The sequence below is a fragment of the Paenibacillus sp. FSL K6-2862 genome, assembly GCF_038005125.1.
GTDB classification, from domain to species: Bacteria; Bacillota; Bacilli; order Paenibacillales; family Paenibacillaceae; genus Paenibacillus; species Paenibacillus illinoisensis_A.
The window spans coordinates 3,895,836-3,916,075 of record NZ_JBBOSN010000001.1 but is presented as its reverse complement, the minus strand read 5'-3'; the positions used below and the strand labels follow the sequence as shown (position 1 = coordinate 3,916,075).

At 46.8% G+C, this 20,240-nt stretch carries 20 protein-coding genes; 19 read left to right on the top strand and 1 reads right to left on the bottom strand.

Features of this window, described 5'->3' with window-relative positions; all coding sequences use genetic code 11:
• Nucleotides 1-150 precede the first annotated feature (150 nt).
• From MHB82_RS17590 to MHB82_RS17550, 9 genes are all read left to right on the top strand, one after another.
• Complete coding sequence (locus MHB82_RS17590; protein WP_341175457.1) at nucleotides 151-1,023, top strand: putative RNA methyltransferase; 873 nt, start codon at nucleotides 151-153, stop codon at nucleotides 1,021-1,023.
• A gap of 143 nt (nucleotides 1,024-1,166) precedes the next feature.
• Nucleotides 1,167-1,787 (top strand): hypothetical protein, encoded by a 621-nt coding sequence (locus tag MHB82_RS17585; RefSeq protein ID WP_341175456.1) that lies wholly within the window; start codon nucleotides 1,167-1,169, stop codon nucleotides 1,785-1,787.
• Between the two features lie 70 nt (nucleotides 1,788-1,857).
• On the top strand, nucleotides 1,858-2,319 hold the full coding sequence (locus MHB82_RS17580; RefSeq protein ID WP_341175455.1) for a GNAT family N-acetyltransferase: 462 nt from the start codon (nucleotides 1,858-1,860) through the stop codon (nucleotides 2,317-2,319).
• A gap of 207 nt (nucleotides 2,320-2,526) precedes the next feature.
• Complete coding sequence (locus MHB82_RS17575; RefSeq protein ID WP_341175454.1) at nucleotides 2,527-3,327, top strand: helix-turn-helix domain-containing protein; 801 nt, start codon at nucleotides 2,527-2,529, stop codon at nucleotides 3,325-3,327.
• A complete protein-coding gene (locus MHB82_RS17570; RefSeq protein WP_095357546.1) occupies nucleotides 3,324-3,959 on the top strand; it encodes a GNAT family N-acetyltransferase in 636 nt (211 codons plus the stop codon). The genes MHB82_RS17575 and MHB82_RS17570 overlap by 4 nt, the downstream gene beginning before the upstream one ends.
• Before the next feature lie 32 nt (nucleotides 3,960-3,991).
• On the top strand, nucleotides 3,992-5,005 hold the full coding sequence (locus tag MHB82_RS17565; protein WP_341175453.1) for an alpha/beta hydrolase family protein: 1,014 nt from the start codon (nucleotides 3,992-3,994) through the stop codon (nucleotides 5,003-5,005).
• 65 nt (nucleotides 5,006-5,070) lie between these two features.
• Nucleotides 5,071-6,018 (top strand): helix-turn-helix transcriptional regulator, encoded by a 948-nt coding sequence (locus tag MHB82_RS17560; RefSeq protein WP_341175452.1) that lies wholly within the window; start codon nucleotides 5,071-5,073, stop codon nucleotides 6,016-6,018.
• A 68-nt stretch (nucleotides 6,019-6,086) separates the two neighbouring features.
• Nucleotides 6,087-6,644 (top strand): DinB family protein, encoded by a 558-nt coding sequence (locus MHB82_RS17555; protein WP_341175451.1) that lies wholly within the window; start codon nucleotides 6,087-6,089, stop codon nucleotides 6,642-6,644.
• Entirely contained in the window at nucleotides 6,644-7,102 is a 459-nt protein-coding gene (locus tag MHB82_RS17550) for an EVE domain-containing protein (protein ID WP_341175450.1), read from the top strand. Before MHB82_RS17555 ends, MHB82_RS17550 begins: the two co-directional genes overlap by 1 nt.
• A 15-nt stretch (nucleotides 7,103-7,117) precedes the next feature.
• Here MHB82_RS17550 and MHB82_RS17545 read toward each other — a convergent pair whose 3' ends face one another.
• Nucleotides 7,118-7,963 (bottom strand): AraC family transcriptional regulator, encoded by an 846-nt coding sequence (locus MHB82_RS17545; RefSeq protein WP_341175449.1) that lies wholly within the window; start codon nucleotides 7,961-7,963, stop codon nucleotides 7,118-7,120.
• A gap of 141 nt (nucleotides 7,964-8,104) precedes the next feature.
• Here MHB82_RS17545 and MHB82_RS17540 point away from each other — a divergent pair, with 141 nt between their 5' ends.
• The 10 genes from MHB82_RS17540 (at nucleotide 8,105) to MHB82_RS17495 (ending at nucleotide 20,222) form a co-directional block, all read left to right on the top strand.
• On the top strand, nucleotides 8,105-10,048 hold the full coding sequence (locus MHB82_RS17540; RefSeq protein WP_341175448.1) for a glycoside hydrolase family 127 protein: 1,944 nt from the start codon (nucleotides 8,105-8,107) through the stop codon (nucleotides 10,046-10,048).
• Nucleotides 10,049-10,209: 161 nt separating this feature from the next.
• The gene (locus MHB82_RS17535; protein ID WP_341175447.1) at nucleotides 10,210-11,970 is read left to right on the top strand and encodes a sensor histidine kinase; all 1,761 of its coding nucleotides are present in this window, start codon (nucleotides 10,210-10,212) and stop codon (nucleotides 11,968-11,970) included.
• Complete coding sequence (locus MHB82_RS17530) at nucleotides 11,967-13,103, top strand: response regulator transcription factor (RefSeq protein WP_341175446.1); 1,137 nt, start codon at nucleotides 11,967-11,969, stop codon at nucleotides 13,101-13,103. The genes MHB82_RS17535 and MHB82_RS17530 overlap by 4 nt, the downstream gene beginning before the upstream one ends.
• A gap of 180 nt (nucleotides 13,104-13,283) precedes the next feature.
• Nucleotides 13,284-14,960 (top strand): extracellular solute-binding protein, encoded by a 1,677-nt coding sequence (locus MHB82_RS17525; RefSeq protein ID WP_437126853.1) that lies wholly within the window; start codon nucleotides 13,284-13,286, stop codon nucleotides 14,958-14,960.
• A gap of 85 nt (nucleotides 14,961-15,045) precedes the next feature.
• Entirely contained in the window at nucleotides 15,046-15,936 is an 891-nt protein-coding gene (locus tag MHB82_RS17520; RefSeq protein ID WP_341175444.1) for an ABC transporter permease, read from the top strand.
• A 22-nt stretch (nucleotides 15,937-15,958) separates the two neighbouring features.
• Nucleotides 15,959-16,843, top strand: coding sequence for a carbohydrate ABC transporter permease (locus MHB82_RS17515; protein WP_341175443.1), 885 nt, complete (start codon nucleotides 15,959-15,961; stop codon nucleotides 16,841-16,843).
• Nucleotides 16,844-17,104: 261 nt separating this feature from the next.
• Nucleotides 17,105-17,644 carry a glycerol-3-phosphate responsive antiterminator gene (locus tag MHB82_RS17510; RefSeq protein ID WP_095357556.1) on the top strand — a complete coding sequence of 180 codons (540 nt, stop codon included), beginning with the start codon at nucleotides 17,105-17,107 and terminating at the stop codon, nucleotides 17,642-17,644.
• A gap of 138 nt (nucleotides 17,645-17,782) precedes the next feature.
• Nucleotides 17,783-18,496: a glycerophosphodiester phosphodiesterase gene (locus MHB82_RS17505; RefSeq protein ID WP_341175442.1), complete on the top strand. Its 714-nt coding sequence runs from the start codon at nucleotides 17,783-17,785 to the stop codon at nucleotides 18,494-18,496.
• 18 nt (nucleotides 18,497-18,514) lie between these two features.
• Nucleotides 18,515-19,348 (top strand): HAD-IIA family hydrolase, encoded by an 834-nt coding sequence (locus tag MHB82_RS17500; protein WP_341175441.1) that lies wholly within the window; start codon nucleotides 18,515-18,517, stop codon nucleotides 19,346-19,348.
• A 37-nt stretch (nucleotides 19,349-19,385) separates the two neighbouring features.
• On the top strand, nucleotides 19,386-20,222 hold the full coding sequence (locus MHB82_RS17495; protein WP_341175440.1) for a metallophosphoesterase family protein: 837 nt from the start codon (nucleotides 19,386-19,388) through the stop codon (nucleotides 20,220-20,222).
• The last annotated feature ends 18 nt before the right edge of the window (nucleotides 20,223-20,240 follow it).

The window sequence follows — 20,240 nt, the reverse complement described above, 5'->3', positions numbered from 1 at the left end:
TCCAATTCATTCGTTTAAGGTAATGATAGGTACAGCTCACATACCCCGGAATTTTAAAACAAGAAGCCGGGTTTGTTTGACTGTGCCTTTTCGTTGACCTAAAACGAATGAAAGGGTGCTTTTTTTGTGTTCAATAAAAGTAAAAAGCGGATGAGTATTGAGAAAATCAAGGCCTCACAAGAGATGTTTCGTTGCCCGTTATGCAGTAAACCGATGAACTTGATTCACCTGCAGAGCTTAATCTGCATGAATCAGCATTGTTTCGATATTGCCAAGCAAGGATATATCAATCTATCCTCCCGCTCCATTAAATCTAAGTATGATAGACACACCTTCGAAACCAGAAGAATAATTAGCCAGAGCGGATTATTTCATCCCTTGCAGGCTGCCGTAAGTGAAATAATCTTGAATCAAAACAAGAGCAAAGAACCAATACGTTTACTGGATGCAGGTTGCGGAGAAGGTTCTCATTTGTATAGCATACAATCCACAATAAATCAGAGAGAACGTTACGCTATATTGGCTGTAGGAATCGATATCTCAAAAGAGGGGATCAGTCTTGCAGCAGCGGAATATTCAAATGCCATGTGGTGTGTTGCAGACATTGCAAACATCCCACTAGCTAACCAGCGATTTAATTTCATCATAAACATTCTATCCCCAGCCAATTATTCCGAGTTCCAGAGATTGCTCACAGATGATGGTTTGGTGATCAAAGTGGTTCCAGAGCAGCATTATCTAAAAGAAATAAGAGATATCCTCTACAAAGGAACAGGTAAACAGGTCTATTCGAATACACCTACAATTCGTTATTTTAACGAACGGTTCGATTTAATAGCGGTTGAAGACATTCAATATCAAGTTAGCCTCAGTGAGCACCTCATTCCACCTTTGCTTGGGATGACTCCGTTATCTTGGGGGGCTTCACAAGAGTCCAGAGAAAAGATTTTACGGATGGATTTGAAACAAATTACGATGGACTTCAAGATATTATTGGGTATGAAACCATCACAGAACGAGTAGTCTGCATTTATGATTAAGTAATACCGAAGCCTCCATCAAGACAGCCGATCAATGGATCGGCTGTTTTTTTTGAGCGTTAATCCCAATATGTGGTACTATCATTGGAATAAGAACATCTGAAATGGATCAAGGGGATGATTAAGATGGGCTCTAGGTTGATGCATTTGTTGATTTCAGATTTGGTGTGCAAGGAGCTGTCTATCAAGCAGCGTGGTGATATGCTCCTTGGCGCGATAGCGCCAGATGCCAACTCTGAAAAAGGAGATACCCATTTTCTAGGGGCTCAATTCAAGTATGGCGTCAACAGGCGATGGGAATATGGGCGTTTCATCACTAAATATAAGGAGCTTATTACTGAGCCTTTCATGCTGGGTTATTTAACTCATTTGGTAGCAGATGAAGTTTGGGCTATGAAATCTTACTTTAGCGGATTTGAAGAGAGACTTAAAAAGGAGCCTACACTGTACGATCGCTATCACTATGACTTTCGATTGTGCAATGCGAAGCTGAATGAGATGTTTATTTCTGAGGGACTTTACGAAGCACTGAATTCCGCTGTGTACATACCAATTATGGATGAACTTGATGAGAAGAATGTATTCGTATTGAAGAAACAGGCGCTGGAGGACTTTAACTATCCAGTGGAACATATCCGGCAGGAGATGAGTGTTTTTTCGTTAGACGAGATCTTGGCATACATGGAACGCTCCGCCTATCGTGCCTTGGATGTATGTCGATCACTGCTAGGTACAATTCATACTTAATTAAACCTCTATGCTCTTTTAGACAAGCGGATAAAATTACTGGCTTTCTTATGGAAGAGGAGAATAAAAGATGCCTATTACATTTAAGAAATCAACCTTAGAAGATATTGAAACATTGCTTCTTCTTCAAAAAGCAGCGTTTCAAGAGGATTTGGAAAAGTACGAAGACTTTGAATCTAATCCGGCATGTGAAACCTATGAAAAATTGGCTGAAAATATTAGTAAATATCAACACTTTACCATTTTAGAGAAAAAAACAATTATAGGTGCGATTGATGTAAGAGGCAACGATGAGCGCATGCACATTGATAAGGTGTTCATTTCTCCTTCTAATCAAAGTAAGGGCGTAGGTACAGCAGCAATTCAATTTGTGGAATCACATTTTCCGAATACAAAATTATGGACCTTATATACACCGCATTTAAGCTTTCGTAATCATTACTTTTATGAAAAGTTCGGATACCAAAAAACTAAAGAGGTTCAGCTTACTCAAAAGCTGATTTTATTCAAATACGAAAAGCGAATAGAGTAATTCTGAAAAAATAGTAGAAAAACTATAAAACGTAATGTGGGCCATCTTATGATGGTCTTTTTATATTGGAGTATCAACTCTATGATACATCTGAACGTTTGCTATCCGAGGCAGTCTTGGTTCACTGTATCTTTCACGACTTGACCTTAGGTCTGACCTAAGGTATATGCTTAGTTCGTATTCCACGTAACAGAGGGGGGTAAGCAATTGAAAAAGGAAATTACGATCAGTGAGTTAGCGAAACTGATGGGCGTGTCGGTTCATCAAATTCGTTATTTTGAGGAAAAAGGCATATTGATGCCGTCGTATATCGATGACAATCAATATCGTATGTATGGGATGAATGAGATTTACCGATTGGCGCATATTTTACTACTCCGTAAAGTTGGGTTGCCGGTAAAAGCCATCCGGGAATGGAGTGAAGAAGGTACCCCGGACGATATGCAGAAATTGCTTGTACAGTCGGTTTCCAAGATGGAAGCCGAAATAGACAGGCTGCGATCGTTAAGCGGCTTTATTCGTAAGGTGCTGGATGAGAACGAGCACTACGGGCAGGATGGAACTTCCTTTCAGGTTATTCAACGTGATCAGCTTGTCCTGACTACATGGTTCGAGACCCACATGGAGAGTGAATTGGATGCTCGGATGTTGGTTCAGGAGGGGGATACGCTGCTAGAGTTATTTGAAGCGGACATTCATTACGTGTATGAGGGAGACGACCGTGTATTGCTGTGCACGGAAGTGCATGGCGTGAAAGGCGATATCGCTTTGCCAGCTGGCGAATACTTATCTTACCAGTTTACAATACATGGCGAAGAAGACCTGGAACAGCACTTCAGTCAATTCCAGGCCATTGCTGACCGCAGGGGCCTCGTACTACATCGTTCACGGATTCTTGTGGAGAAGTCATATCTGTCACTGTTCACCCAAGAAAGCTTATATTATGAATTGTTTGCACGTATTGAACATAATGGCAGCGATGCAGTGGATGGTGACGGAAAACGATGATCATCCATCCTGTCGTTCAGATGGAGCGAATGAAAGAGGGACAGCAAGCATCGGTCAGCCAACTATTATTCCAAGGGTTTTGCAGCAAATTTGGTGCAAATTTGAATAACGCACAAATGATGATGTTGTTTGAAACATGTCTCTCGCTGGATGAACAACAGGGGAGAAGCGAGCGCATCGTTGCCATGAAGGAAGACGTCATCCTCGGCAGCTTGTGCCTCCAGTTTAAGGCTCGGTCAGGCGAGCTGCGTTCGAGTACTACACTAACAGACCTGCTTCCCTTGTGGAAAGGAATTCAAGACGTTGGGTGGCGGAAAGCACTCGGTTTTGCTCTACGATTGGCATGTTTGAGTCATCGTCCGGTGCGTGGAGAAATGTATATTGCCGATATAACCGTCCATGAAGGGTTTCGGGGAACAGGAGTAGGCCGAGCGATGCTGGAATGGGCCCTTCGCGAAGCAGTAGCAAGGCCGGGAGTCCGATATGTAAGCTTGCATGTGTCAGGTAGTAACCTCGGAGCCAAACGACTGTATGAGCGCATGGGATTCCGCACGCTCGAAGTACAGCGCAGCTCCTTCATGATGTGGTTGTTTGACGACCCGGACTGGAATTACATGATCCATGAAGGATAGTCTTTTTTACGAGGAAGGGAGGTAGAAAAAACGTGAAGAAAAAATGGGGAATGATGCTCTTGATCATCCTGCTGCTGTTAGGAGGGACGGGTACAATTATTTTACGGCAAAATAGCTTTGACATGGTCCAACGAGCGGTGCAAATAGATACGCCCCAAGGCAAATTGACGGGGGTGTTAACGTTTCCTGTGAAATACAGCGGCAAAGTGGGTTTAGTATTATTCATTCATGGCGACGGGCCGATCGACGCGACACACAACGACGGCTATAAACCGCTGTGGGAGCGGCTTGCTGGGCTTGGTTATGCTTCACTGTCGCTGGACAAGAGGGGAATCGGCGGATCGGAAGGCAGCTGGCTTGACCAGCGTATGGATGATCGGGTAGAGGAAGCACGGCAGGCGCTGGCGTGGGCGAGGCAGCAACCGGAAATCGACGCGAGTCGCATAGGCGTGTGGGGCGCAAGTCAGGCAGGATGGGTTATTCCCAAGCTGGCTGGCCAAGAACGGCTAGCCTTCAGCATTCTGGTGTCTCCGGCAATCAACTGGCTGACGCAGGGAGAGTACAACACACGGAGTGAAATGGCTAAAGAAGGACGCCCCATGAATGAGATTGAGCAACAGGTTAAAGAGAATAACCAAATTAAGAAGCTGCTGCTCACAGGCAGTTCCTATGAAGAATATGTGTGCCTCGCTGGGCAAGAAGATGCCATGTCCAGAGAACGATGGAGATTCGTGAGCCGGAACTACACTTCCGATGCAACAAACGATATCTCGAATTTTGAGTCACCTGTCCTGCTAATGCTCGGCGATCAGGATATAAACGTCGACGTGCAGGAAACAGAGAGGGTTTACAGGGAACATGTATCACCATCTGAATTATTACGAGTCAAACTCCTACCAAACACAGAGCACTCCATGCTGTCCGTCTCTACGGCCGAATCACTGGCGCGTGCATTGTTGATCAGTTTGTTTGCACCCCGTAACATCACAGTGAAGGGGTATATGGATGAAATTGAGGATTTTCTGCGATCCATTACTCCAAATTAAACATGAACATCTTACTATGATAAAATGAATGCAGTTTGGATGATGGATAAGCGGAGGATAGAAGTATGAATAAAACGGAGCGGCATCTTGCAATTACCCTTGATTTACAGCGCAGCAAAACGCTAAGGGCAGAAGATCTGGCTTCCCGGTTTGAGACAAGTGTACGAACGATATATCGGGATATGCAAGCACTAAGCGAAGCTGGGGTGCCAATAATAGGAGCACCTGGTCAGGGTTACTCACTAATGGAAGGATACTTTCTTCCCCCGGTTAGCTTTACAGCCGAAGAAGCCGTAGCCCTGCTCATGGGGGCAGATTTTATTGAACAGAGATTGGATCATACATACGCACATGAAGCCGAATCGGCTCAACGTAAAATTGAAGCTATTTTACCAGAATCCATTCGAAATGAATCTACTCGTGTTCGGGAAACCATGCGGCTCCTTCATGGAAGTGATCCCTTAACTGGGGAGACGGTTAAAACGTACCTTATGCAAATACGTAGCGCCATTTTGGAAAAGCACAAGATTCGTTTTATGTACCGCAAAAAAATGCCGGGGGCAGACGGGAGTCGAAGCCATCTCCGGGAGGTTTCTCCGTATGGATTATCCCTTTTGCATGAACATTGGGTTTTAATCGCGCACTGCGATATGCGACAAGACATTCGTCATTTCCGACTGTCCCGTATGACGGAACTTCAAGTATTGGAGGATCACTTCCTTTTACCGGATAGTTTTGACTTAAGCAAATATCGGCCGTCTGATGATCGGAATGAACGGGTACTGATCAGGGCAAACCCTGAAATAGCAGACAAGATTATAGAGGGAGTCAACTTCTATATCGAAGCCATAGAGGATCATGTGGACGGTGTGAATTTTCATTTTCGTGTCCGGCATACGGAAGAACTATTGCATCATTTGCTTGGCTGGGGTGGGGATATTCAAGTGATTGAGCCGGAGTCTCTGCGCTTGCGAATTCAAGAAGCTGCGAAAAATATCTTAAAACACTACTGACATACCCCTGTCAGTAGTGTTTTTTTATACTTTGATTATATCTAAGATGAAAAGGGGTTGCTGGAAGAATGAAAAACACACTTCATGTATTAAAATCTTTTGAAAATGCGGTAGAGAGGTATTTGGCTGAATTGAAACAGCTGGATATAGAGCAATTACATAGAAAGACGGATGAGGAGGAATGGTCCATAGGACAGATTTATATGCATTTGATTCAATCAGCGCTCTTTATGCACCTGCCTAATATAAATCAATGTTTGGTTCACAGCGAACCTTCGGTAAATTCGAATAAGGGAAAAACGGAGCTGGGGGAAAGCGTGTTCGAGCAAGAACAATTTCCGGCCATTCGTGTTAAAGTCCCTGCTTCACCGCAATACACTCCGAAGTCACCGGAGAACAAGGAGCAGCTGGTTGAAGGGCTGCATCAAGTCATCGCAGGAATGAGGGACATGGAAGCTGTTTTACGTCCATCGCCAGCAACGGATAAAGTCATTCACCCAAGACTTGGGGCACTGGACGCCCAGGAATGGTTTTTATTGATCGAAATGCATTACAGACATCACTTTTTGCAATTGGATCGTTTGAAGATGGAATTAGGCATTGGGCAGAGAGAAGGGGAAATCTAATGTCGGTTTTAACAAATCAGACAAGCAGATATTGGATTGGCGTTGTTTCTGCTTCTCATGTCCATACAGCCGTAGAAGGCGGATTTGCACAGTTGTGTCACGGCAAGGCAGTATCACTGCGTCTGATGTCCCCAGGTGATTGGCTGATATACTATTCTCCGCGCACAGACATGTCGACAGGGAAGCCACTCCAGGCATTTACCGCTATTGGCCAGGTGAAGGACAGCCCAGTCTACAAATATCAGATGACGGAATCATTTGTACCCTACCGGCGGGATATCCGTTATGTTCCGTGTCGGGAAGTAAAGATTGCCTCTCTATTAAACGAACTCGACTTTACACCCGGAAATCGAAATTGGGGATTTACATTCCGCAAAGGACATTTTGAAATTGGGGCCGAAGATTTCATGACAATCGCTGCCACCATGATTGATCATAAAGACTTTCTAATCTGTTAGGAATGAAGTTCAATTCTATTTTAAGTATTGCTTGCGAAATTGCAGCGGAGAAGAGCCGAATTCCTGTTTGAAGCAGGATGAAAAATACGGGGAATAACGGAAACCCACTTCCTCGGCGACCCGGTCAATGGACCAGTCGGTTGTGACCAGGAGGCGTTTGGCTCTCTCCAGCCGAAACTGCTGCAGATAATCGGATGGTGTACATCCGTATCTCGATTTCATGCATCGTACAATATAATTCGGATGAAAGTGCAGGGCGGTCGCGATAGCTTCATTCGTTATTTTCTCCCGATAGTTAGCTTGAAGGTAAGCTACTGTCCGTTCAGCCAATCGGGAAGCCACCGAATCCGTTCGACCGAAACATTCTTCTTCAAGCAAGCCGAGCAGTTCTCCGAGAAGCTGCTGTTCCTGCCAAAAGGAAAGTGTAGACGGCTGGGTGAGCAGCTGTTCTACCATACCGAACACCGTACGTGAATCAGTCAAATGCATGTATTTAGGCAATCGCAGCGTGTAAGGGTTAATAAATGGCCTGGTTGTGTAAGGTGATGTATTGTTTTTCACTTCCTCTGCCACTGATGCATCCCGTCTTGGTGCATGCTCAAAGTGAACCCAGTAAAAAACGGTATCCTGATCGCAAGGTCGGATCGGATAGTGTTCTCCATCAGGCAGCAACAGCAGCATGTCTCCCTCGGTTAGTGTCCATTGTGATCCATTTTCGCCGATGTACATCTCTCCGCGGACAAGCATCAGCAAATCATACGCCCCGATGTTGCTGCGATGGGGATGCTGGTCCCCGCTTTTATACTCTGTCAGGCCCGATCCCAAATAATAGGGGAGTGGGGGCATATGAAGTTCTATCAAGTTGTCTTCACCCAGAATATTTGCCTCCTTTCGCTTGTGTCATATTTTATAGAAAATGGTTCATTCCATTCCTATTAAGACGGTTATACCAAGCATATAATTGAGTTCGTAAAGAGTCAATTAATATAGGAGGTACTACTGATGCAGACAACACAGGTTCATATCCGGGACTCATTTTGGGAAGATTATTCCACCCTGGTACGTCAAACAGTCATACCCTATCAATGGGAGGCATTAAATGATCGTATCGAAGGGGCGGAACCCAGTTACGCCATTCGCAATTTCCGAATTGCTGCCGGTCTGGAACAGGGAGAATTCGGCGGATGGGTGTTTCAGGATAGCGATTTATATAAATGGTTGGAAGCGGTTGCTTATTCGCTAAGGAGTCATCCTGATCCCGAATTGGAGAACACCGCAGATGGAGCAATCGATCTCATTGGGCAGGCTCAGCGGGATGACGGATATATCAATACTTATTTTACAATCAAGGAACCGGGCAAAGAGTGGACAAATATGTATGAGGCCCATGAGCTGTACTGTGCCGGACATCTGATCGAAGCTGCGGTGGCCTACGCTGACGCAACGGGCAAACGTAAGCTGCTGGACATTGCATGCCGTTTCGCTGACTTGATCGATAATCTCTTCGGTACGGGAGAGAACCAGAAACGGGCATACTGCGGGCACCAGGAGATTGAACTGGCTCTCGTCAAGTTATATCATGCAACCGGTGAGGAACGTTATTTAAATCTAAGCCAATATTTCATTGATGAGCGGGGCAGCAGCCCAAGTTATTTCATCCAGGAATGGGAACGGGGAGGCAGAACAAACATCTGGTCGCACGGTTCGCCGAATTTGGAAATGTACCAATCCCATCTTCCGGTACGGGAACAGACAGCAGCCGTTGGACACTCCGTTCGTGCCGTTTACATGTATACGGCCATGGCCGATCTCGCCCGATTGACGAAGGATGACAGCTTGCGAACGGCGTGCGAACGGCTGTGGGCCAATACAACTCGCAAACAGATGTACATTACAGGCGGCATCGGCGCGACACATTTGGGCGAGGCGTTCACTTTTGATTATGATCTGCCGAATGACGCGGTGTACGCGGAAACTTGCGCATCCATCGGACTGATCTTCTGGGCGCGCCGCATGCTTCGTCTCGAGGCGAAGAGTGAGTATGCGGACGTGATGGAACGTGCGCTGTACAATAACGTACTTGGCAGCATGTCCAAGGACGGCAAACACTTTTTCTATGTCAACCCGCTTGAAGTATGGCCAGAGGCCAGCTTGCGCAATCCGGACAAGCATCATGTGAAACCGGTCCGTCAGAAGTGGTTCGGCTGTTCCTGCTGCCCGCCAAACGTCGCCCGATTGCTCAGCTCGCTGAACGATTATATCTACGATGTCTCTCCAGAAGAGAATGTGGTTCATGTTCATTTATACATTGGCAGTACGGTAGAATTCACGTCTGCCGAAGGCCGGGCAGTCAAGCTGAGTCAACAATCCGAGCTACCTTGGAACGGAAAAATCAACTTCAATATCTCGCTTGCTCCAGACAGCTCCGATGGTGCTGCATTCACGCTTGCACTCAGAATTCCGAACTGGTTCCAGAGTGGGCAGCCGGTTTTGCGAGTGAATGGCGAAGACCAGGCATATACATTGAACAATGGTTATGCTCATATCCAACGACTTTGGATGGAAGGAGATTCATTGGAGTGGTTACTGCCACTTGAAACGCACTTGATAGAAGCTCATCCGCAGATTCGAGCTGATGCAGGCAAAGCAGCCATTCAGCGCGGACCACTTGTATATTGCGTGGAAGAGGCGGATAACGGAGCCCCGCTGGCTTCATTATCCATTGCCGAAGCAGCCAACTTAACAGAGCGCGAAGCACCGAATTTACTTGGCGGATGTGTTGTTGTCGAGGGCGACGGACTGATTACGGATGGGTCAGCATGGCCGGAGGATCAACTGTACCAACCGATTCGCAAACCTCGCATTCCGGTACGTTTTACCGCCATTCCTTATTATCTGTGGGGGAACCGTGAACCGGGTGAAATGAGCGTCTGGCTGCGCAGCTGAAGTGTGGGTCATCGAAGCAACCCCATCGTTTGAAGAGTTGAATGGCAACTGAACATAACGCGTGGTTTCTATATTGGCAGGACAGAAAGTCCCTCGTATATATTAACGGGGGACTTCCGCCATGTCTGGCCTTCTCGAAACCCGGAAGCGGAGATGAATGCATGAAACCAGAACATGTACGAAGATCCCGTATCGAACGGATTACGCTCAAAAACCGAATTCTTTTCCTTTTTGCGGCCGTAGCCCTCATTCCTTTCCTCTTATCCTGCTACCTATCCTACCGAACAATCCATTCCATTTTGACGACCAAATTGCAATCCGGAATCCAAAGTAACCTCAAACAGGTGACTCTTTCCTTGGAAAACACGCTCAGCAACCTGAACCATGTATCTCAGCAGCTCGCCTTCGAGGGAAGCATTGGTAAACAACTGGAGCAGCTCATGCTTGCGGATCAACCATATGACCGCAGTTATTTGACCGACCAGATCAAAAATCAGCTGAACCTGATTGCGTTTACCAATCCCAATATCGGGCTATCGATGTATTATTTTCGTGAAGACGACACTTATCTCTTTGAAACCATGGGGGTGAAGGACTCATTCGATCCGGAGAAATTGCCGATCATGGCGAGTTATTACGGAATCACGTATTTCGGGCCTCATATCAGTAACGATAGGTTCAACGATCAATATGTTCTTTCCGCGCTGCGAAAGGTGGATCTGCCCGAACGGGAGGATGCCTATGTATACGTTGAAACCGGGTTTAATCTAACACAGAGTATTCTTGATCTGGATGATGTCAGTAAAAACACGGCCCACCTCATTTTGGATAATCACGGACGCATCTCTTACAGTGAGTTAAGGGACGCTTTCCCTGAGAACGCAAAATTCCCGGTTTCGGGCCAGCTCTCCGAACCTTCTACAACTTCAGGAATCGCTTCGGGCTATTATTGGTACCAGCAATACAGCAACCAGGGATGGAGCGTTGTGTCGCTCGTGTCCAAGGCAGATTATGATCAGGAGAAAAACCGCTGGATCATGCAGATGGTTCTGTTAACCGTGTTATTCGCCGCAGTCAGCTTGGCTATCGGCTGGTTGTTGTGGAAAATGGTATATCGGCCGTTGTCCCAATTCCACCGGGAAATGAAGCAGATGCTGAACAGCAACTTCGACGTGGTCGAAGCGAACTCGCGCATACCTGAATTTGAAATGCTGCTGACACAATTTGGACGAATGAAGTCCCACATTGCAAGGTTATATTCCGAAGTGGAGTTAAAGGAGAAGCGCAGGGCAGACCTGGAAATTGAAAAGCTGCTCTACCAGATCAATCCGCATTTTCTGATGAATACGCTCGATACTGCGCACTGGCTGGCCGTCATGAATGGACAGGAGGAGATCGACCGGCTGGTTACTTCGCTGAACAAGCTGCTGTATTACAATCTGCGCATGGGCGGACAGAGCTCAACCATACGGGAGGAGATTGATTCGCTCAAGCAGTATCTGATCCTGCAGCAGATTCGCTATAATTTTCAATTCGATGTTGGCATTCATATCGATGACAAGCTGCTTAACGTGCCCGTGCCGAGGTTTATTTTGCAGCCGCTTGTTGAAAATTCGCTGTACCATGGGCTGGATGACAAAGGAAGAATCGAAGTTGAAGTAAGCAGGTACAACAACCGGCTTGAAATTTCGATCAGAGACAACGGCAGGGGAATCTCCGAAGAAAAAATCAAAGCGCTGCTGGAACAAGAACAGGCCGAGCGTCATCGGGTCGGAATGGGGATTGGCATGAATTATGTCAAGCGCATGTTGGAGTCTTATTATGAAGGCCAAGCCAGTATGAACGTATCCAGCGAACCGGGCCAAGGAACCTGGATTGTCATTGAGCTGCCTATTCACTGTGAAGGAGAGGAAAAATCATGATTGACGTACTCATCGTCGATGACGATCAACTCGTGCGCAAAGGGCTTATGCTCGCCATGCCTTGGGACAGATTTGAAATGAGGATCGTTGGCGAAGCGGGAAACGGAGAGAAGGCGCTTGAATTTCTATCTGAAAACCACGTCGATCTATTGATTACCGATCTGGCCATGCCGGTCATGTCAGGGATCGAGTTAATCCGCACCGCTCGTAAGCTATACCCGGATCTGCCAATTGCGGTTCTGACGCTTCATCAGGATTTTGAATACATTCAGGAGGCACTCCGTCTGGGCGCCATCGATTACATTGCCAAAGTACAGCTTGAGAAAGAGCGGTTCGAGGAAGTGCTTGGTCGCATTCATGACCGTATCCAGGCGGACAGGCGAAAACGGTTCAATGACGAAGCCATGATGGAATCCGGAAAGGATGCGTTATTTTATGGGGAGCATGGAAAAGAAACTCAATCGTTCGGTGAGTCGCGCTGTGAACGTGAACGGTTCAAGTCATCAGTCGTTGAAGCGAGCGATGTGAGCGTTAAGGACAAGTTGCATTCGTTTCGCTGGGTTCATGAAGAGTCTTATATGGTTGAACTTTTAGATGATTTGAAAACCATGAGATTGCCTGTCCCCCGATTGATGCAGTTGCTGTACGGTGTAACGGAAGACTGGAACCGCACGTTTAAAAACATCGTCAGCACGGAAATGACGACACCTGTTCATTTTGCATCATGGAACGATGTGGTTGAATGGATGGCGAACTTTCGTGCAGAAGCACTACGTTTATCGGGTGGACAGTATATTCGCAAGGAGGTCAGCAGCAGTATCATGACCGCTGTCAAAATCGTACATGACGAGCTGCAGAATCCGCTATTCGCCAGCGATGTATCGAGACGGGTCAACCTCAGCCGCAGTTATTTCAATCAATGTTTCAAGGAAATGATGGGTTATTCGTTTAACGAATATCTGCGCAAAATTCGGATCGACAAGGCGAAGGACTATCTGACTCAAACGGCCAAACCGATTGTCTGGATCGCGGAACATACGGGGTATGCGGACGAAAAATACTTCAGCCGGATTTTCCGTGAGCAGGTGGGCATGCTGCCAAGCGAGTACCGCAGTACACCAAGAAGAGGGTAGACGAATGGAGAGAAGGTAGGATGAATGAATTGTAAGCGTTAACAAAAACAGACGTTTCACCTCCTGTTCTTCGTTCGGTTCTCTATCCATAAACGTTTTCCGGCCGTGTTATATTGTTGGTGCTGGACGCGAAGGACATTCCATTTAAGGGGGAGCATCCATTTGGGTAAAAAAACGGCCATGGTGGCAATGATGCTGTTGCTCGCATTCACGAGCGCCTGCAGCGACGCGGGCAACAAGGAGAATGAAACGGCGGAAAATAATACTAAGCCTGGCGTTGTTGAAGAAGGGCCGGCAGATCCATTCGGCAAGTACGATCAGACGATTACACTAAGATATGGCAAAGAGGTCGATCCGACAGACAAAAGTTTGCCTGCCGGGGATACTCCAGAGAACAACCAGTATTCCCGTTATGTGAAGGATAATCTGAATATTGATACAAAAGTCACCTGGCAGGCGGCTTCCGGAACGAACTATGAGCAGAAAGTAAACCTCGCGATTTCAAGCAATGATTTACCCGATGCGCTCGTGGTCAAGGATACCCAGCTGCGGGCGATGGTGAAGGCAGGCCAGCTGGAAGACCTGACCGATACCTTTAATCGATATGCTTCTCCAGCCATGAAAAGTTATATGGAGAAAACAAACGGTGTGTCTGCCGAGGCGGTTACATTTGACGGGAAAATGTACGCTATTCCCAGTATACAAGTACAATCCGATGGTGTTCACCAAATGTGGATACGCAAGGACTGGCTCGACAAGCTGGGACTTGAACCGCCCAAAACAATGGAGGAACTGGAGAACGTAGCGAAAGCATTCGTGGAACAAGACCCGGACGGCAACGGCAAGAACGATACGATTGGGATTGCAGGGCAGCAGAACGGCGGCCGTTTATATGCCAATTTCTTGGAATCAACGAACAACACGTACGGACTTGATCCAATCTTCGGGGCTTATAAGGCTTATCCTGGTTACTGGTTAAAAAACGATGCAGGTAACGCGGTCTACGGTTCCATTCTGCCAGAAACGAAGGAAGCGCTCGCCAAACTGCGTGACATGTATGCGAACGGGCTAATCGACAAGGAACTCGGCATTCGCAAAGCAGCGTCCGAGCCTGTAGTCAACGGTAATGCTGGTATTTTCTTCGCACCATGGTGGATGGGATATGGACCTCTTCCCGATGCGATTAAAAACGATCCGAAAGCCAACTGGCAGGCATACTTGCTGCCGCTGGATGCTGATGGACAATTTAATGCTCACATGGGCGCTCCTTCTACCGTATTTGTTGTCGTGCGCAAAGGATATGAACATCCCGAAGCGGTCATCAAAATGCTGAATCTGCTCATTCGTGATGAATCGAAATTTGATATCTCAGTGCCTGTAGGTCACTATCCACTGCGTGTACCGATGTCCTATATGGATGAGAGCGAATTTTCAGCGAAAGCTTTGCAGGAAGTACTTGCCGGCACGAAAAAACCGGAAGACTTTACCGATCCGGGCTACAAACTGCTTGCTGCAGACATTCAGAACGTCAAAAAGGTGAAGAAAGAGCCGTATGACAAGATGGACATCCAGTATTGGGATCCTCAGGCTGACCTTGGCGTATGGAGCCGTATCTATTCACTGCTGGTCGGATCATCATCCTTGCAGCAGGACTACAACAAGGTATATAGCCTTCTCTATTCCCAGACCCGCACCATGGAAAGCCGCTGGTCCAATTTGAAGAAGCTGGAGGATGAAACCTTCCTAAAAATCATCATGGGAGCTGCACCTCTGGATACGTTCGATACGTTTGTCAGCGATTGGAAAAAGCAAGGCGGCGACAAAATCACTGAGGAAGTGAAGGAGTACGTCAAGTAGGCAGCTGTCCAGAGCGCCGGGTCAGTCATCCGGCGCTTCTTCTTGAGAAGATCAGGGATGGGAGATTGCGGAGGAGGAACACCGGATGCGAAACCGAAGTTTCATCAAACATTACTACATTATGTTATTGCCCGGATTTGTATGGCTGCTGTTCATCAGCATCATTCCCATGTTCGGGATTGCCATTGCCTTTCAGGACTTTAACCCGGGCCAGGGCATTTGGAAATCGACCTGGATCGGGCTGGAGAACTTCGAATATATGTTTAGCCTGAACGATACCAAGACCATTTTCTTCAATACCGTGTACATTGCCGTTATGAAAATTGCGGGTAACCTGATTGTGCCGTTAGTCTTTGCGATCATGCTGAATGAACTGCGTCTTATGGTGGTTAAGCGCTGGGTTCAAACGATCGTGTACCTTCCGCACTTTTTGTCCTGGGTTATCCTGTCAGGCATATTGCTCGACGTGTTTTCGTACACGGGTCCGGTCAACGGATTACTGAACTTCGTGGGGATTGAACCGGTGTTGTTCTTCGCCCGTGCAGACTTGTTCCCATTTATTGTCGTAGGCAGTGATGTATGGAAGGAGTTCGGCTTCAACACGATCATCTACTTGGCTGCACTGACGGGCATCAGTCCATCCCTGTATGAAGCCGCTTCGATTGACGGAGCAACCCGGATGAGGAGAATCTGGCATGTGACGCTGCCTGGCTTGCGTACCACGATTGTACTCTTGGCGGTGTTAAGCCTGGGGAATGTACTGAACGCAGGCTTCGATCAGATTTTCAACCTGTACAACCCGCTGCTCTACTCCACGGGTGACATTATCGATACTTGGGTATACCGCGAAGGGTTGCTAAACATGCAGTATGGACTTGCAACCGCAGTTGGGTTGCTAAAATCGGTGGTCAGTTTTGTACTAATTATCGTTTCGTATCTGCTGGCTTCGAAGTTCGCTAATTACCGAATATTCTGATAAGGAGAAGGAGTCGAGCGAGATGATAAGAGAAACAACGCTGCGATCCAGGGTGTTCGATGTCACGCTTCTGGTTGTGCTGCTCCTGATTGCATTCCTGTGCATGCTGCCTCTCTGGTATACACTGGCCGTGTCTCTAAGTGAAAAATCAGCGGCGGCTGCCGGAAAAGTATGGTTATGGCCCGTTGGCTTCAACTTCAATTCATATCAGCAAATTATCGGCGACCGTTCCTTTTTCAATTCCTTCTGGATTTCCATTCAGCGGGTTGTGCTTGGTGCGACAATTACGTTTGTGGTGACCACGATGATGGCTTATCCGCTCTCACGAAGCCCACGCGAATTCCGGATGCGCAATGTATTCATGTGGATTCTTGTGTTCACGCTGCTGTTCAACGGCGGCCTGATACCATGGTATATGACGGTGAAGGCGATTGGGCTGTATGATACCATCTGGGCACTTGTTCTTGGCGGGGGAGTGCCGGTATTCAACGTCATTCTGATCGTAAACTATTTCCGTAATCTGCCCAAGGAACTGGACGAGGCTGCTCTCGTGGACGGGGCCGGGCCGTGGCGAATGTTAATCACCATTTATGTACCGCTGGCCGTACCGGTACTGGCTACGGTCACATTGTTCACCATCGTCTACCATTGGAATGAATTCTTCCATGGATTGGTGCTGACTTCAGGGCAGGATCATTATCCGCTGCAGACATTAATCCAGCAATTCGTTGTGGTCATCGATGCGTCGAACATGACGGAAGATCAATATAAACGGATGAATGAGTTGTCTAATCAAACCCTAAATGCCGCAAAAATTTTCATTGCCATGCTTCCTGTACTTATTGTTTATCCGTTCCTTCAGCGTTTTTTCATTCACGGTATTACACTGGGTTCGGTGAAGGAGTAATTGAATAGGACATGGCCTGAGAACAAACGAATAGCGTGACAGAATAGGTCTGTAGTCGATTATGTCGATACGGACCTATTTTTATTAAAGCGTTCAGTTAACTTGAGCTGCTCCGAACCAATTTTACTACTGCATTCAGGCTGTCTCTGAATGGCGAATGTGGAGTCGTGAAATTAACAACCCGTTTACATGAACATGAAACAAAAGAAATATTTCAGCTTTAACATTTAAGATGACAAACGAGGGAATGAGGACTGAATCATGAAGAACTATCCGATCATCGCCTCCATTACGGTTGATGAACAGATTGCACAGGCTATAGCAAGCGATGTGAAGCGAGTTATTCTGATGACAGGAAACATTACGAATCTTGGCTCCATCATAGACAGGTTGCATCAAAGCGGCAAACAGGCATATGTACATACCGAGATGGTATCCGGGATTGGACGAGATGCCTCGGCTATTCAATATCTTGCTGATGTGTTCAAAGTTGATGGTATCGTGACAACGAAGAGTAATGCGGTTTCTGCGGCCAAGCAAGCAGGCATACGGAGCATTCAGCGCATATTTGCCATTGATTCAGCAGCCATTGAGACTGCAGTTCGAATGATTAAGAGTTACAAACCTGATGAGGTTGAACTGATGCCGGGGCTGATGCCGCGAGTCATCGAAGAGCTGAATGAACGCATCACACAGCCGTTAATTGTTGGTGGGCTGATCCGGCATGAGGAAGAGATACAGCAAGCCCTAAAGAGTGGGGCAGATTATGTTTCGATAGGCCATGAGAAATTCTGGGCTTAATTTCATACATTTATCCTTGGGTGGAGACGACGAGAAAACCCGGTGGTAAGTAAATCAATACAACCTTGATGTTGAAGGAGGGTGATTTGCTGCTGGGTTTTTTGTGTTGTCCAAAAAAATAACAGGAGGTAATTGAGCATGATCATTCAAGGAGTTGCTCATCGAGGCTATCCAAAGAAATATCCTGAAAATACGTTGTCATCCTTTTTAAAAGCGGTAGAACTTGGGTTCACACATCTCGAACTGGATGTACATCTCAGCAAAGATGGTATCCCGGTTGTCATTCATGATCATACGGTTGACCGCATGACGAATGTAACGGGCAGAGTAGCTGATTATTCAGCTTCGGAGCTGCAATCGTTCCACATAAAACAAGATGAGCACATACCAACTCTTGAAGAGGTGCTTCGAGCTTTGAAGGGGAAAATTGGACTTAATATCGAGCTTAAGCAGATGGGTGCCTACTATCCTCATCTGGAGGAGAAAATACTTGAAGTGATTAAGGAATTCAACATGCTGGATCAGGTCGTCATTACGTCATTTGATTTTGACGCCTTGGAGAGAATCAGACAATTATCTAGTGAGGCACGCATCGGTCTGATTACCTTTGGTTGTTCGAAGGCTATTCTTGACTGGTCTGTAGAGATGGGAGCGACGTTCTTGTCCATGCACTACGCTTTTGTGACCGAGCAGTATATTCATCGATGTCAAGAGCTGGGGATTCAACTGATGGCCTGGACTATTAACGAGACTTCCATCATGAAGAAATTTCAGGATTACCCGTCCGTGTGGGTCTGTACAGACGAGCTCGAATCTTTCAGGGATGTGTTGGAGCTGTCCAGCTCAGTATGAGTGGGCAAGGGTAAGGTTATGGAAAATGTGTATGATTACGATGCGTATTGCTTCGATCTAGACGGAACGATATATGTTAGCCAGATGATCCTTCCTGGCGTAAACAGCTTCATAAGCAGCTTGAGATCACAAGGCAAGCGTCTGTTGTTCTTAACAAATACTCCCGTACATACCAGGGAGGATTGCTATAAAAGGCTGCTGAGCCTGGGTGTACCATGCGAGCTTGACGAAATTCTTACCGCGGGATACGTGTCAGGGATGTATTTTGCAGAGTATGCGCCTGATGCCAGGGTACTGGTTGTAGGTGAAGAGGCTTTGCGGAGTGAACTTCGAGCGATCGGGATCACTATGACGGAAGATCCAACTCATTCAACGCATGTATTAGTCGGCATGGATCGGCAGTTCCATTACGATAAGCTTCATCTGGCGGCAAAAGCAGTTCGTCATGGAGCAGTTCTCATGGCAACGAATCCGGACAGCTGCTGTCCCGTCCAGGGAGATATCATTCCGGATACCGGCTCGATTTTAAGCTCGATTGAGGCAGCCAGCCAGCAGAAAGCATTGGTCGTGATTGGTAAACCTTCCCGTTACTATGCAGAGAAGGCACTCCAGCTTTTGAATGTGAGCAGCAGCAGATGCCTTATGATAGGCGATAGGTTGGAAACCGATATTTTATTTGGTCAACAGAATGGAATGAAGACGGCTCTTGTGCTCACAGGTATCTCTTCAAGAGAGGATATCCAGGAAACAGGGATCCTTCCAGACTATGTATGGTCTTCTTTCAACGAATGCATCATGGAGCAGGATAGCCAATCCAAGCACTCAATGGTGTTACAGGTAAAGAGGACATAAATAGCAATACGTATCGAAAAATATGGAGGTGGAGTTCATGCGACTGGCGTTACTTGGTGATTATCACTATTCAAGCATGAGTCACGGAACGGAAGAAATGAAAGCAGCGAGAGTTCGCGCATATGAGCATATGCTCAAGGCTTTTTTGGAGGTTGAGGCGGACTTTCATGTCTCCATTGGCGATTTGACGCATGAAGGAACGGCTCAGGAATTCCGATCGATTTTCTCCTTCCTTTCCAGGAGTGAACGGAACTTCATTCATGTGCTTGGCAATCATGACACGTATTCGATACCGAAGCATGAAATCTCCAAATTAACAGGTCAAGATCGCTATCGGGCGATTGACACGCCTCATGCCAAGCTGATTTTTCTGGACACGACCCAGGAAATGAATCCTGCAGATTGGGGAGGGGAGCTGGACGAAGAGCAGCTGACATGGCTCAAAGAAGAGCTTAACAATTCACATGATAAGCAAGTACTTCTCTTTGGACACCATCCGGTATTTGATACCACGGCACGCTCGACGCTTGATAAGCTGTACATTCGTCCACAGGATGAACTGAAGAGCATATTCAACAGTCAACCAGAAGGCGGCATCTATTTTTGCGGACATAATCACATCAATTCCATCGTGAAGCAGGGGAAGTGGCACTATGTTCAGACTGCAGCTTGCTTGGACGTGCCGGCATACCGTGTTATCGAAGTCCATGAGGGCCAGGTAGAGATAACTCACCATCCGATACAGGGTGCGGGTCTCCTCGCTGATATTCAGAGCTTTTGCTGTGATATGCCAGGCTTTGGCCCTGTCGCTGGTGCATTAGGAGAAAAAAGTGACCTTATTTTATCCGTTCAATTCGCATCGGCAGCTCAATAAAGGAAAGAGGAGGGAAGC